Origin of the sequence: Trueperella bialowiezensis, from assembly GCF_900637955.1 — a bacterium.
Classification (GTDB): Bacteria; Actinomycetota; Actinomycetes; order Actinomycetales; family Actinomycetaceae; genus Trueperella; species Trueperella bialowiezensis.
In genome coordinates, this window is the sequence record NZ_LR134476.1 from 155363 (window position 1) to 168791 (window position 13429).

The window sequence follows — 13429 nt, forward strand, 5'->3', positions numbered from 1 at the left end:
TGACTAGCTGCTGATCAGGCTTGATGCGAGCTCGTAGAAACGCTGATAATCTGCCCGTTCGGTGGCGATGTCGGCAAGCAGGTCTTCGCGAGCTGCCGTGTCGATCGCGTCGCGTAGCCTTTTGTTCACTCGTTCGCCGGTGCGCCGCGCACCCCGCTTCGCTAAGGCTCGCCCGCACAGTGCCACCAGCCAGCCGGCCACAAGTCCGCCAATCAGCATGAGGGATGGTACGGAAAAGATTCCCACGCTGGGCGGAGGCCCAATCTGCAGGTGTAAAACATCGGCGAGGCCGAGCAAGGCAAGCCACAAACCACCAGCGATAGCGATGATGAGCGCCAACCACTGCACCGCGTTGAACAGCACCCACCACGCCGGCCGGCGCCTAGCTTCGACGTCGACATCCGCAATAATCTGGTCCACCCGGCCAAGGAAAAGGTCAGCTTTCTGGCTGGCGGCACCCCGCGCGTCAAGTGCCCATTCCTTCGGCAAATGCTGCGTGGACTGGTCAACATAGGTGCGCAACTTGCCTCGTGCTGCCGTGATGAGCGCTGGCGCGACGGCGTCGCGTACTCCGGTAACTCTCGTTTGGCTCGCACCTTCGCCGCCGGCAAGACGTAGCCTCTTGAGCGGATCCACTTTGCGCCCAGCTAGCCAACGTGTGACCGGCCAGCCCGTAGCCTGGTGTGCTCGCCTCTCATACGATGTTGCGGCTGCATCAGCCACGACGCCGGACCCACCGGCGCTCGCCAACGCAGCCGAGACGGGCGCAAAATCGGGTTCCTGTGCCTGATCGGGTTGTTTGCCGCCTGCAGCATGAATCCCGCCGACGATCTGTCGACCTACCGTACGAATATCAGCCGATAGCCGCTTGGCAGCTGCTGACTTTTCCGTCGCGATACCATCAATAATTCCCCAGAGGCGGGCCAGACCCATCCCGGTGATCGCCGACGTCGGCATGACCTCAACATCTAGGCCGTCCTCTGAGATAAGCCGTTGAGCGTCCGCAAGAACGCTAGTGCGCGTCTCGTCATCAAGGCGATCGGCCTGGTTGAGTACCACGATCGTCGTCTCAGCATGCTCGGCCAATCCTGCTAAATAATCTTCGTGTACGACGGCGTCAGCGTACTTTTGCGGATCCAGCACCCACACGACCACGTCAACAATCGACGTCAGCCGCCGCGCCGTATCCCGATGCGCAAAGCTCGTGGAATCGATATCCGGCAGATCAACGAGCACCATGGGAGCTGATGTCCGCAACTCCACCTCGTGGCGCTGCGCAATATCAAGCCAATCCAACACGTCGGAATCGTTCGTGTTCGTGACCGCAATCGGATCAGATGTCGTAGGCCGGATGGGACTCACGCGAGCAATCTCGCGGCCAACCAACGCATTAAGCAACGACGACTTACCAGCGCCCGTCGCCCCCGCAAGGGCAACGATCGTCACGTCGGAGGCCATTGACCTGCGCGCAACCGCCTTGTCAAGAACCGGCTTGGCTTGGGACACGAGATCAGGCAGGCGTTCCTCACCGATCTCGATCGTGGTATGCAGCGTTCCTATCGCTTCAGTAAGTTTCACCGGGCCCTCCTATCCGCATCCTTCGCACGCCGCAACGCCATCAGCGCGACCGCGAAATCTTCCCGGGCCCGGCGGCTAATCCCCACATCATCTAACGCTGCCTGCCACGCGTCAGCATCCGCGCTCAAAAAGTCTTTGACTCGCCGTGCCAGGTTCTCGCGTGCGCTCGCGGCCATCTTGCGTACGGCGTCGACGCCAAAGACCGCTTCCAGTACTCGCTGAGCGAGCACAGCTGTGCCTCCTGCCACCGCGATCTCACCACCGACAAGCCCGCCCGTCGATGCAAACACCACAATGATCAGCGCAGTTCCCACGGCGTTCACGCCAAAAGCGAGTGCCCGGGCTGTCATCCGCTTGCTATCGCCTTCGGCACGGATCATCGCAATCAGGTCTGACTGCCAGTCCCGTACCAGCTGCGCGGCTGCCTCACTGCGCTGCTCGCTATCGGAAATTCGGCTGCGGGCCTGTTGTGCCAGTTCGCCACCGATGCCTCGGCTCCACGCGTGAGCGACCGCAGCGTTGGCCTGGTCAGCTTCACTCACAATCAGACTGTACAAGCTATCTTCAAGAGCTTCGTCCACGTGCGCGGTGTCAACTTGGGGCCGGAAGAATCCGGTGATCTTATCGCGCAGAGTTGACACGCCCTGTTCTAGCTTGCGTGCCCACTCGCCGGTACCAACGACGTCTTGCCAACGCGAAAGTACTTCGCCGCGTAACATCGTGCCATCGCTGACCGCACGCGAAATGCTGTCCAATGCCGAATCGAACGCCGTCGTCACATCCCAGCGCAGCGCGTCAACAGCAGCAATCTGCTCGTCGTAGGCCGACAAGGCCCCCTCGCTGTCTGCCAACAGTACGTCAACCGTTCCGCCAAGCGTCTGCCGAGCAACCGACGCGCGCACTGCTGCATCCTCGGCCAAGCCCTCAAGCCACCCCCTAATTGGCTCGACATCGGCGCTGGTTACGTGGCCGTCGTCGTCAAGCTCCTGCTCGGAGAGCATGAACAGCGGAGCGTGTTCCAAACCCCGCTCGGCTAACATACGATCCAAGTCTGGGCGGATGAGCGCGCCCGTCCCCGCCGGCACACGGTTCAAAATCATTGCGACGACGACGTTTCGCTGCGCCGCGTCGTCAAGCATCGCCCACGGAATCGCATCCGCATAGCGCGCCGCGGTCGTCACAAACACCCACAGGTCAGCCGCGGCCAAAAACTGAGCCGCCAACTGCCTGTTTTCTGCCACAACAGAATCGATGTCCGGTGAATCTAACAGCGCCAGCCCGCGCGGGACTCGATCCGAGGAACGCAGTTCTAACTCATTCGACGTCTCGATGTCCTCGCCGGTTTCTTCCCTGTGCGAGGTGACCCGAGCCAAATGAGGGAAGATCCGCTGGCCCGTAAACCAGTGTGCGTCGTCGGGATGATGCACCAAAATCGGCCGGCGAGTAATTGGACGCAGCGCCGAGGCCTGCGATACGTTCTCGCCAAGAATTGAGTTGACGAGCGTCGACTTCCCAGATCCCGTGGAACCGCCAAACACTGCGAGCAAAGGTGCTTCAAGGCTGTCGTAACGCGGAATGACGTAATCCGAGAGCTGGTTCAAAATATCCTGACGAATCAGCTCACCTTCACCTTGCGAGCCCAGCGGCAGCGGAAAGCTCAGCGCGTCAAGCGCGTCGCGAAACGGCCGCAATATGGGCGCCACCTGAGATTTCGGGCCGGCGATCTCGTCATTCATCGCTACCTCGAATTTCCACGCGCACATCTTCCGCCGGTGGCATCCACGTATCCGGATCCGCGGCCTCCTGGTCTCCCGAACGGATGTCTTTCACCTGTTCGCCATCGTCGGCAGAAAACCACACAAACGGGATACCGCGCCGATCTGCGTACCTGATCTGCTTACCGAACTTCGCCGAATTTGGTGACACTTCCGTGGGGATACCACGGCCGCGAAGCTTGAGCGCAATACGCTCTGCATGCCGGCGTTCGCCCTCGTCATTAACCGCTACGAGCACAGCAGTTGGAACACTACGCGACGGCGTCAACATGCCCTGCCCGAGCACACGCGCAATAATGCGCGACACGCCGATCGACAGCCCGACACCCGGATACGTCTTCTTACCATCAGACACAAGCGAATCGTAACGCCCACCCGAGCACACCGATCCGAGATCCTCGTGCCCTTCAAAAACCGATTCATACACCGAGCCCGTGTAATAGTCGAGCCCGCGAGCAATCCGCAGGTCTGCACTCAAGAATCCCGGTATGAGCTCATTGGCACCTTCAACAAGCGCAACCAGCTCGCTAAGACCTTCGTCTAGCAGATCGGATCGATAGCCGAGCGCCAAGACACGATCAGCTACCTCGGCGTCGTCGCCAGAAATATTCGCCAGCTCGAGCGCAAGCCGTGCTTGTTCGCCAGTCGCCCCAACGCCGTCAGCCAGCATCTCGGTGATTGCTTTCGGCCCAACCTTGTCGAGTTTATCCATGATGCGCAACGTCTCATCGACATCCTCGATACCGATCGCCTCATAAAAGCCCTGGGCCACCTTACGGTTGGATGCCTTGATACGCACGCGCGGAATCGGCAGTTTGCCCAGCGCGTCCACCATGACAAGCGGCAGTTCAACCTCGTGGTGGAACGCAAGGGTGTCTTGCCCCACCACGTCGACATCCGCCTGCAAGAACTCGCGGAAACGGCCATCTTGCGGGCGCTCACCACGCCAGACCTTTTGAATCTGGTAGCGGCGGAATGGGAACATCAAGTGCCCAGAATTTTCCAGCACGTAACGTGCGAGCGGAACAGTCAGGTCGAAGTGAAGGCCAAGGTCTGAATCCGATCCACTCTTATCCTGCAGTCGGCGCAGCAGGTAGATCTCCTTCGACGTTTCACCTTTCGCCAAAAGTCTTTCCACAGGCTCGACCGCGCGTGTTTCGATACCCGAAAAACCGTGCAGCTCGAAGGTGTCGCGTAGCGTGTCGATCACGTGCTGTTCGACCATACGACCAGCAGGGAGCCATTCAGGAAAGCCAGATAAAGGTGAAATTCGTGCCATGCGCCTATTCTTTCACCTTTAGCGTGCTTGCGCCGAATTGGCACGCCTATACGCGCTAGCTCATCGCCTGATGCAAGAAGAGGTTGTGGCGCACCTCGTTGAACATGGTGGTTCCCGGGCCATGGCCCGGGAACACGTACGTTTCAGGTTTGATGATTTGTACGAGCAGGCGTAGCGTGGCGGCCATTTTTTCTGAATCACCGCCAGCCAAATCGGTGCGTCCCACCCCGTTATTAAACAGGACATCGCCGCTGAGCATGATGTGTTCTTTCCTACCCGTAGACATCATTGCGCCTTCTTTATCCGGCGTCGGATCGCCTTCGAGGAGAAACACGGTGGATCCTTCCGTGTGACCAGGAGCTGGAATGCCACGGATATTAATTCCGGCCACGATCTCATACGGACCAGTAAGCATAGCGGCAGGAATCTCGTGCAAGTTTTTTGGTTTGGTCCAAGGCTGGAATCCGAGGCGTGAGAGCACGAGATCGCGCGTTGGATCGTTGGGAGCCATGCCAACAGGATTGTCCATCCGATACATGTCAGGTGCGGCAATGTATACGGGCGCATCACCTGCGACGACGGCGGAATCCCACACGTGATCGGCGTGCCCATGGGTGTGGAGAACCGCACCCAAGGTGAGACCGCGAGATTCCAACGCAGTAGGCACCCAGGCGTGCGAGCCGGCACCGGGATCGACGACGAGCGCTTCCTTCGCCTCGTCGTCGGCAATAATGTACGTGTGTGCTTCTAAGTAGGTCTGACAGTTGCGCAAGAAGATCATGTCTACCACGCTACCTGATCTTCTTCACGTGGGCGTGGGCCGACTTGGCGGTTTTCGTGGATGAAATTCCGGATAAGAAGAAAATTGTTATGCTAACCACGTAGACTACCGATTGTTACGCGCACGGTGTGGCCACCGGCCAACCCCGTCTATTGAGGAGAAAACTCATGACCGAGTCCACCAATCAGCCCCAGAACGCCGACGCCACAGAGCAGGCACAGCCCACACCGCAGCCTGCCGTGCCTCCGACTCCCAAACAGGCAGCTCCACGCGTCGCAGCGCCCTTGCCTGATATTGACGACGCCGCCGCGGCAGAAGCCGCCAAATGGGGGCGCGTGGACGACGACGGCAACGTGTGGTTGCGAGCATCGGGTAATGAGTCAGAGCGCATCGTGGGTCAATATGCTGTGGACGGCGATGAAAAGGATGCTCTTGGTCTTTATGTGCGCCGCTATTTGGACCTCGAAAATCAGGTGAGTCTGCTCGAAGCGCGCGTGTCTTATATTTCTCCGCACGAGATCACCACGTCGTTAAAGACTCTCAACGAGCAGTTGGTGGAACCTGCCGTTGTTGGTGATGTGGATGCGCTACGCCGCCGAGTCGAAGCGCTCGAGGGCACGGCTGAAAAGCGCCGAGAAGAAGTCAAAGCGGAGCGTGAAGAGGCTAAGCGGCTAGCTCTCGAAGAGCGCACCGCTATCGTGGAAGCTGCGGAAGCTATCGCCGCGCAAGATCCTCAGCACACGCATTGGAAGAACTCGCGCCAAGAATTAATTGATCTTCTCGACCAGTGGAAGTACGCCCAGCGGCACTCCACCCGTATCGACCGTCCGGTCGAGGACGCGCTGTGGAAGCGCTTTTCCTCTGCTCGTACCACTTTTGATCGCCATCGTCGCCAGTTCTTTGCCCGGCGCGACGCCGAACGCAAGAAGATCGTGGAAGTCAAAGAGCAGCTCATTGCTCGCGCAGAAGAAATCAAGGATTCGACCGACTGGGGTGCAACCTCTGGTCAGTTCCGTGAGTTGATGAACGAGTGGAAACGTTCCGGGCGCACCACCCGCAAAGAAGATGACGCGCTGTGGGCACGCTTTTCCGCCGCGCAAAATCACTTCTATGAGGCTCGCAACGCGTTCAACTCGAAGGTTGATGAAGAATTCGCAGCGAATCGAGATCTGAAGCTTGCCCTGCTTGAAGAGGCCGAAAAGCTTGTTCCCGTCACGGACCTCGAGTATGCCAAAACCCAAATCCGTTCCATCGGTGAACGTTGGGATGCCATTGGGCGTGTTCCGCGTGCTGACGTCCAGCGTACGGAAGGGCGCCTACGCGAGATCGAAGATGAAATCCGCAACGTTGAGTCGGAGCAGTGGCGTCAATCGGATCCGGATAAGGAAGAGCGCTCTGCTGGCATGGCTGCCCAGTTGCAAAAGCTCATCGATGAACTTGACGGCCAGATTGCCGAGGCTCGTGCCGCAGGCGATGAGAAGAAGGTCAAAGAGTTCGAAGAAGCTCTTGAAGCTCGCAAGGCGTGGCTGGCTGCAGTACAAGCTGACTAACGCTGTTGTGGACATCCGCCGCCGTTGTGGATAACCAGCCTGGTCGACCTCGGTTCGTGATCGACTAGGGGTCATGAACGTCCACCAACCCGCAACCATCACCGAGCGCAACGCCGGGCACGCTCTGCTCCATGAGCGGCTCATGGTCGAAATTGGCGGAATCGGTTTAGTCGGTGTTGACCTGTGCCACTCCTCCACCATGCGCGGCGGAATTATCGCAATGCGCCACAGGGATAAAATCGTGCGGGCAGAAGCCGCACTCTGGATTCACACGGGGCTCACGAGCGTCCGGCTCGCCAACACAGTGGACGTGATGAAAAAGGCCGATCCGGTCGACGTCGTCACGATCGGCGGGCAACAGCTGACAAGCCTGGAACGAACCGCCCTCGATCTCCTCATCAAAGACCCCGAAAGCGGGATTGGTTACATGGGCGTGCTCATACGAGCGGGCGCACGCCTAGAGAAAATTAAGGAGCGCGCCCACGCACTATCCCTTGCCGGAATCTTACGAGCCCGCTCGATACTTAACCAGCTGCCTGCGAATTTCGCTCAGATTCCGCCGGCTCAGAACCCGTGAGCCGGTAGGCGTCATACACTCCTTCGATCTTGCGGATCTCACGCAGCACCTGTTGCAAGTGGTGTGGATCTGCCATCTCGAACGTGAAGTTCAAGCGGGCAACCCGCTCATTCGACGTGTTCATCGACCCGGTCAGCATGTTGATGTCATGTTCTGCAAGCGCCCTCGTAATATCAGCCAACAAGCCCTTACGATCCAACGCCTCGATCTGAATCTGTACGAGGAAGACGTTTCCGCCGGCGTCGTCAGCCCAAGCGATATCGATAAACCGTTCGGGCTCCCGGCGCAACGAACGCATATTTCGGCAATCAGCCCGATGCACAGAAATCCCGTTACCGCGGGTGACGAAACCGACGATCTCATCAGGAGGAACCGGCGTACAACACTTGGCGAGCTTCACCAAAACGTCCGTCTGTTCCATGTCAGAGACGACAACAGCCGACGACGTGGCACCCACCTGCTGATGTTGAATCCGTGTGGGAGTGACGGCTTCCGCCATCGTCTCCTCAACCCCGGCACGCCCGCCCTGGGACGAAATAAGCCGGCGCACCACTGTTTCCGCCGAAATCGTGCCCTCGCCGATCGCGGCATATAATTCAGAAACATCCGAACGTGACAGATCTTGGGCAACAGCCTTTAACGTCTCATGCGACATGAGCCGCTGAACCGGCTCGTTTCTCCGCCTGATCGCTTTAGCAAGCTTCTCCTTGCCCTGTTCGATCGCTTCTTCCCGGCGAGACTTCGTAAACCACGTTCTGATCTTGGACTTTGCACGGCCCGTGACCACGAATTCCTGCCAGCCTTGAGACGGCCCGGCGTCTTCGGCCTTCGTGGTGATGATTTCTACCGTGTCACCAGATTCAAGCCTGTGATCAAGAGTGACCAGCTTGTCATTAACCTTCGCTCCCACCGTACGATGGCCGACCTCGGTGTGAACGGCATACGCAAAATCAACCGGAGTCGATCCCGAGGGCAGTTCCATGACCTCACCCATGGGCGTAAACACGTAGACCTGCGATCCTGACATCTCGTAGCGTAGCGAGTCAAGAAACTCTTTCGGATCGGCAGTCTCACGTTGCCAATCAACTAATTGCCGTAGCCATTCAAGCTGCGTGTCTGCCTGAGCGGCCTCGTCGGGTTTTGCCGCATTCGGATTCTCTTTATAACGCCAGTGGGCGGCCACGCCAAACTCGGCGCGTTTGTGCATGTCATACGTGCGAATCTGAATCTCTACTGTTTTCGATCCCGGGCCGAGCACAGTTGTGTGGATCGACTGGTAGAGATTGAACTTCGGGGATGCAATGTAGTCTTTGATCCGCCCCTGCACTGGAACATAGAGCGAATTGGCGATACCAAGTGCCGTATAGCAATCCTGGACCTCGTCCACTAACACGCGCACACCGATGAGATCGTAGATATCCTCGAAATCACGGCCGCGCAAAATCATTTTCTGGTAGATCGAATAGTAGTGCTTCGGCCGCCCTGAGATCGTGCACTTAATCTTCGCCTTCGCAAGTTCGCGTTCCAGTTCGACCTTCATCTGGGCGATATAGCGTTCGCGTTCGGGTGCCCGGTCTTGAACCATGCGTTCGATCTCGGAATACACTGCTGGATACAGCTGGTTAAACGAACGATCCTCAAGCTCCCACTTAATCGAGTTCATGCCGAGCCGGTGTGCGAGCGGCGCATAGATCTCTAAGGTCTCCCGGGCCTTCCGCCGTGCCGACCCCGGCTCGACGTATTTCCACGTGCGCGCGTTGTGCAAGCGATCGCAAAGTTTAATGAGAAGCACCCGGATATCTTTGGCCATGGCGATGACCATTTTGCGCACTGTTTCAGCCTGTGCCGCCTCGCCGTATTCCACCTTGTCAAGCTTCGTGACGCCGTCGACGAGCAGCGCAACGGTTTCCCCGAAGTCTTTCGTCAGCTGTTTCAGCGAGTAGTCGGTATCTTCAACCGTGTCGTGAAGAAGAGCTGCTACAAGCGTGTCGTCGTCAACAGTGAGTTCCGCCAAAATAGTAGCGACGGCGACGGGGTGCGTAATATAGGGCTCGCCAGATTTGCGCATCTGCCCCTTGTGGTAGCGCTCAGCAATTTCATATGCGCGAACGATCCGCGCCTTATCTACCTTACGATCGCCAATCGCCCGCATGAGCGGCTCTAACAGTGGTGGGATATCATTCCTGCGCCCAAGCCATGACAGCCGCGAACGAATGCGCGGCTCCGGATCGGCATGCGAGGTTGTATCCATGTATGGATTATACGCTACGGCTACCCACAATCATGTTACGGCGTACTTAATAAGAAATAACCGATTCCACCGGATAGTCGTAACGCTGTGCAAGGTACTCTCTGCCGCCAAGATCTTTAAGTTCAAGCAAAATGCACAACGCCGCCGGAATGCCCCCAGCTTGCTCAATCAGCTGAAACGCCGCACCGGCGGTACCACCGGTGGCAAGCACGTCGTCGATCACGAGAACGCGCATCCCGTCCTCAACCGTGAACGGTTGGAGCTCCATACGCGCAGAACCGTATTCCAGATCGTAATCCACACCGACGACGGGGCCTGGCAAACGCCCAGCCTTACGAACCGTTAACATTCCGACGCCGAGTTCGTGGGCGAGCGGTGCGCCAAGGATGAAACCGCGTGATTCCAGACCGGCCACCGCGTCACATGTGCCGCGATACCGGTCTGCCAGAATCTCAATGAGCGAAGAAAACGCGGGCCCATCCGCAATCAGCGGGGTGATATCCCGAAATAGCACTCCGCGTGCAGGGAAGTCGTTGACCTCTCGAACATGTGATTTAACGAGATCAACCGTATCTTGGGGGAAGATGGCGTCATTGCTCAACGATTTTTCCTCTTCTTCTTTTTCCGTTTGGGTTGCGCACGCTGACCCTGATGGCTGCCAGCGACGAGCTCCACCGCTATGCTATCGGAATCTTTAGCCGCGGTGGTTTCCGTATCACTATCGCTCCCAGTGAGGGCGGCACGGCGCGAGAGAACTTCCTCGGTGTGCTCTTTGATCTTCTCATCACGCTCAGCCAGCGACACAGCCAAAGGAGCTGCCACGAAGATTGAGGAGATGGCCGATAGCAACATGCCAACGAACATGACAAGGGAAAGATCGCGCAGCGTGTCAGCACCAAGGATCCATACGCCGATGACCAGCACGGCAATCACGGGCAGCAAACCTGTGACGGACGTGTTGATCGAGCGAATAAGCGTCTGGTTAATCGCGAGGTTGGCTTCCTCAGCATACGTACGCTCATGCTGCGACGTAAGTTCCACGGTATTTTCGCGCACCTTATCGAACACAACCACCGTGTCGTACAGCGAATAACCCATGATCGTCAGCAGACCGATGATAGTCGCCGGAGTCACTTCGAGGCCAAGGATCCAGTAAACACCGAGAGTCACAATGAAATCGTGAAGAAGTGCGCCGATAGCGCCCACGGCGATCGTCCACGACCTAAAGTACGCCATGAGTACAACAGAGATCGCAACCATGAAGATCACCATGGCGCGTAGCGCTTGGGCCAGGATATCTTGCCCCCATGACGGACCAATAAAGGTCGACGTGACTTCGCTGTCCGGTACCTGGTAGGCCTCCGCAAGTGCCGAACGCACAGCCTGCGTGTCTTGATCGCTCAGTTCCTCGGTCTGCACGCGTACGGCTTCTTGGCCGACATTCGACACTCGCGGCACGGAGGCGGATACTTCCGCGACGGCGTCGTATGCCGGACCGTGATCCTTAATCTGAGTTCCAGACACCGTGAACTGCGATCCTCCGCGGAACTCGATACCAAGATTGGGTTCACGAATGATGAACGCAGAAATCGACACCAATACGAAAACGATGGCGACCGAAAACCACAGTTTGCGCCGGCCAACAATATTGAACGAACGCTTGCCCGTGTAAAGATCGTTACCGATCGAGTACATCGACATTACGCCTCATCCCCTTCCGCAGCCTGTGCTTTGCGCGCCTGTCTGCGTTCCCGAGCTCGTCTTTTCGCAAGGGATTCTCCTGAACCGAGTTCTTCTTCGCGCCTCGACTGCCGGAAACCTGGCGCCCCGGCGTCGGTAAAGCGTGCGTCTGGTAATTCGTAGTCGTGCAGTTCCACGCCGTCGGAGGTCACGAGTGAACGTTTCTTTGCCGCAGACCTCTTCGGAGTCGATCGGCTGGCCACGCCGCGGCCTCGGTAGCGTGGCAAGGCCTCCAGTTTGATGGGATCCATGCCCGAGCCTCGTTTGCCCTTTCCGAAGAACTCTGTCTTGGCAATGAGCGTCATGAGCGGGTAGGTGAACATCGTGACGACGAACAGATCGAGCACTGTCGTGATTCCGAGCGTGAACGCAAATCCTCGCACCGATCCCACAGTCAGCAGGTAAAGCACGACGGCGGCCACAAGGTTGACGACGTCGGAAATAATAATCGTCCGCTTGGCGCGGTCCCAGCCATGGCGAACCGCTGCGGGGATGGTGCGCCCGTCACGAATCTCATCACGAATACGCTCGAAGTAGACAATAAACGAATCGGCGGTCACACCAATCGAGATGATAATGCCGAGCACGCCAGCCATCGACAGGCGGTATCCCATCGTCCACGACAGCAACGAAATGATCAGATATGACATTCCGGTTGACAGCAGAATCGATCCGATAGCAATGACACCTAACGCGTGATACTGCCAGATCATGTACCCCACAATGAGCAACATGCCGACCAAGCCAGCGATAAGACCGGACACGAGCTGTTCCGAGCCGAGCGTTGCTGAAATCTGTTCTTCAGACTGTACTTCGAACTGTAGCGGCAGTGAACCAAACTTGAGTTGGTTCGCCAGATTAGCTGCTTCTTTCGCGTTAAAACTACCGGAGATCTTCGCTTCCCCACCAGGAATGACCGAGCTAACCGTGGCAAACGAAATTACTTTACCGTCAAGCACGGCAGCGAAAGCGTTTTGCGGATACTGCAGCCCGGAAAGCCTGGCGGTCACGTCAGCAAAAATCTTGCCGCCCTCATCATCGAAGGACATGTTGACAGCCCATCCGCCGGTGGCCACGCCCTGACTGTTGACATCCGGGCCTGACGATGCGGTGTCCAGATTCGTGCCGTCCAGTTCGGCAGGGCCAAGCAGATGCTTGGTTTGGCTTTCCGGATCGCAAGCCACAATCGCCGTATTCGGATTATCAGTCTGGGCTGCCGAACGGGTATCGGGAACCGTGCAATCAAGCTTGTAGGCCTCGTACATGAGCTGCTCCGTGATCCACGCCGGATCGGAAGGATTCGCGGGCTCTTGCGCGGGCTCTGTGGCCAGCTCGCCGTCGCCGTTCACATCAGCAAGCTGGCGAATAGCCTTGTCGAGATCCTCATCGTTCATCTGCGCCGGATCCATGCCCTGCGCTTTATCGCCGAGAGCTTTCACCACGGAGTCGGCAGTCAGCGGCCCCGGATCGAGAATCGTAAGCGAGGGCCTCATCCTCAACACGGCTGAGGTACGCACGAGGTCAAGCGTCTCCTGGCTGGGCTGCCCCGGCAACGAGACGATAATGTTCGAGCCGCCCTGAGCCGTAATTTCAGCTTCTGCCACGCCGGTGGCGTCAACACGCTGGCGAATAATGTTGATTGCCTCGCGAATATCTTGGCTCGTCACTTCCGAACCATCAGTGGTGACCGGAGTGAGAATAATCTGCGTACCGCCTTCAAGATCAAGTGCCAGATCAGGGGTGAACCGCGACTTGCCCGTCGTCATGGTTCCAACCACGAGTGAGCCGATCAACGCGGCAAGCATAAGAGCGACGACGATGAGCCGCCGAATGGGCCGGGGCTGACTGTCGCCGTCGTGAATCGATTGTGACACGATAAATTCCTTCAACGCGCTGGG

Annotated in this window: 10 protein-coding genes; 2 read left to right on the forward strand and 8 right to left on the reverse strand. The window is 57.8% G+C overall.

The annotated features are described in order from the left end of the window. Nucleotides 1-3: 3 nt before the first annotated feature. From EL234_RS00720 to EL234_RS00735, 4 genes are read right to left on the reverse strand one after another with little or no spacing between them, the layout of a single operon-like run. A complete protein-coding gene (locus tag EL234_RS00720) occupies nucleotides 4-1578 on the reverse strand; it encodes a GTPase (RefSeq protein ID WP_126415672.1) in 1575 nt (524 codons plus the stop codon). Then, the gene (locus EL234_RS00725; RefSeq protein ID WP_164712259.1) at nucleotides 1575-3314 is read right to left on the reverse strand and encodes a dynamin family protein; all 1740 of its coding nucleotides are present in this window, start codon (nucleotides 3312-3314) and stop codon (nucleotides 1575-1577) included. The genes EL234_RS00720 and EL234_RS00725 overlap by 4 nt, the downstream gene beginning before the upstream one ends. Further along, nucleotides 3307-4632, reverse strand: a complete 1326-nt coding sequence (gene hisS / locus EL234_RS00730) for a histidine--tRNA ligase (protein ID WP_126415674.1) — start codon at nucleotides 4630-4632, stop codon at nucleotides 3307-3309. Before hisS ends, EL234_RS00725 begins: the two co-directional genes overlap by 8 nt. A 55-nt stretch (nucleotides 4633-4687) precedes the next feature. Next, entirely contained in the window at nucleotides 4688-5413 is a 726-nt protein-coding gene (locus EL234_RS00735; RefSeq protein ID WP_126417194.1) for an MBL fold metallo-hydrolase, read from the reverse strand. Between the two features lie 167 nt (nucleotides 5414-5580). Here EL234_RS00735 and EL234_RS00740 point away from each other — a divergent pair, with 167 nt between their 5' ends. Both EL234_RS00740 and EL234_RS00745 read left to right on the forward strand, forming a co-directional pair. After that, nucleotides 5581-6963 carry a DUF349 domain-containing protein gene (locus tag EL234_RS00740; RefSeq protein WP_126415675.1) on the forward strand — a complete coding sequence of 461 codons (1383 nt, stop codon included), beginning with the start codon at nucleotides 5581-5583 and terminating at the stop codon, nucleotides 6961-6963. Between the two features lie 73 nt (nucleotides 6964-7036). Continuing rightward, nucleotides 7037-7540 (forward strand): hypothetical protein, encoded by a 504-nt coding sequence (locus EL234_RS00745; protein ID WP_126415676.1) that lies wholly within the window; start codon nucleotides 7037-7039, stop codon nucleotides 7538-7540. Here EL234_RS00745 and EL234_RS00750 read toward each other — a convergent pair. The 4 genes from EL234_RS00750 to secD are packed head-to-tail and all read right to left on the reverse strand — an operon-like array spanning nucleotide 7488 to nucleotide 13405. Further along, entirely contained in the window at nucleotides 7488-9791 is a 2304-nt protein-coding gene (locus EL234_RS00750; protein WP_241969026.1) for a RelA/SpoT family protein, read from the reverse strand. The genes EL234_RS00745 and EL234_RS00750 overlap by 53 nt on opposite strands. Before the next feature lie 46 nt (nucleotides 9792-9837). Then, entirely contained in the window at nucleotides 9838-10392 is a 555-nt protein-coding gene (locus EL234_RS00755; RefSeq protein ID WP_126415677.1) for an adenine phosphoribosyltransferase, read from the reverse strand. Further along, nucleotides 10389-11492 carry a protein translocase subunit SecF gene (gene secF / locus EL234_RS00760; RefSeq protein WP_126415678.1) on the reverse strand — a complete coding sequence of 368 codons (1104 nt, stop codon included), beginning with the start codon at nucleotides 11490-11492 and terminating at the stop codon, nucleotides 10389-10391. Before secF ends, EL234_RS00755 begins: the two co-directional genes overlap by 4 nt. Next, complete coding sequence (gene secD / locus EL234_RS00765) at nucleotides 11492-13405, reverse strand: protein translocase subunit SecD (RefSeq protein WP_241969028.1); 1914 nt, start codon at nucleotides 13403-13405, stop codon at nucleotides 11492-11494. The genes secF and secD overlap by 1 nt, the downstream gene beginning before the upstream one ends. Between the last annotated feature and the right edge of the window lie 24 nt (nucleotides 13406-13429).

Excerpts from the sequence above, each read along its gene's own strand:
- EL234_RS00725 (WP_164712259.1), bottom strand. The coding sequence starts at position 3,314 with ATGAATGACGAGATCGCCGGCCCGAAATCTCAGGTGGCGCCCATATTG.
- hisS (WP_126415674.1), bottom strand. The coding sequence starts at position 4,632 with ATGGCACGAATTTCACCTTTATCTGGCTTTCCTGAATGGCTCCCTGCT.
- EL234_RS00735 (WP_126417194.1), bottom strand. The coding sequence starts at position 5,413 with ATGATCTTCTTGCGCAACTGTCAGACCTACTTAGAAGCACACACGTAC.
- EL234_RS00740 (WP_126415675.1), top strand. The coding sequence starts at position 5,581 with ATGACCGAGTCCACCAATCAGCCCCAGAACGCCGACGCCACAGAGCAG.
- EL234_RS00745 (WP_126415676.1), top strand. The coding sequence starts at position 7,037 with ATGAACGTCCACCAACCCGCAACCATCACCGAGCGCAACGCCGGGCAC.
- EL234_RS00750 (WP_241969026.1), bottom strand. The coding sequence starts at position 9,791 with ATGGATACAACCTCGCATGCCGATCCGGAGCCGCGCATTCGTTCGCGG.
- secF (WP_126415678.1), bottom strand. The coding sequence starts at position 11,492 with ATGTCGATGTACTCGATCGGTAACGATCTTTACACGGGCAAGCGTTCG.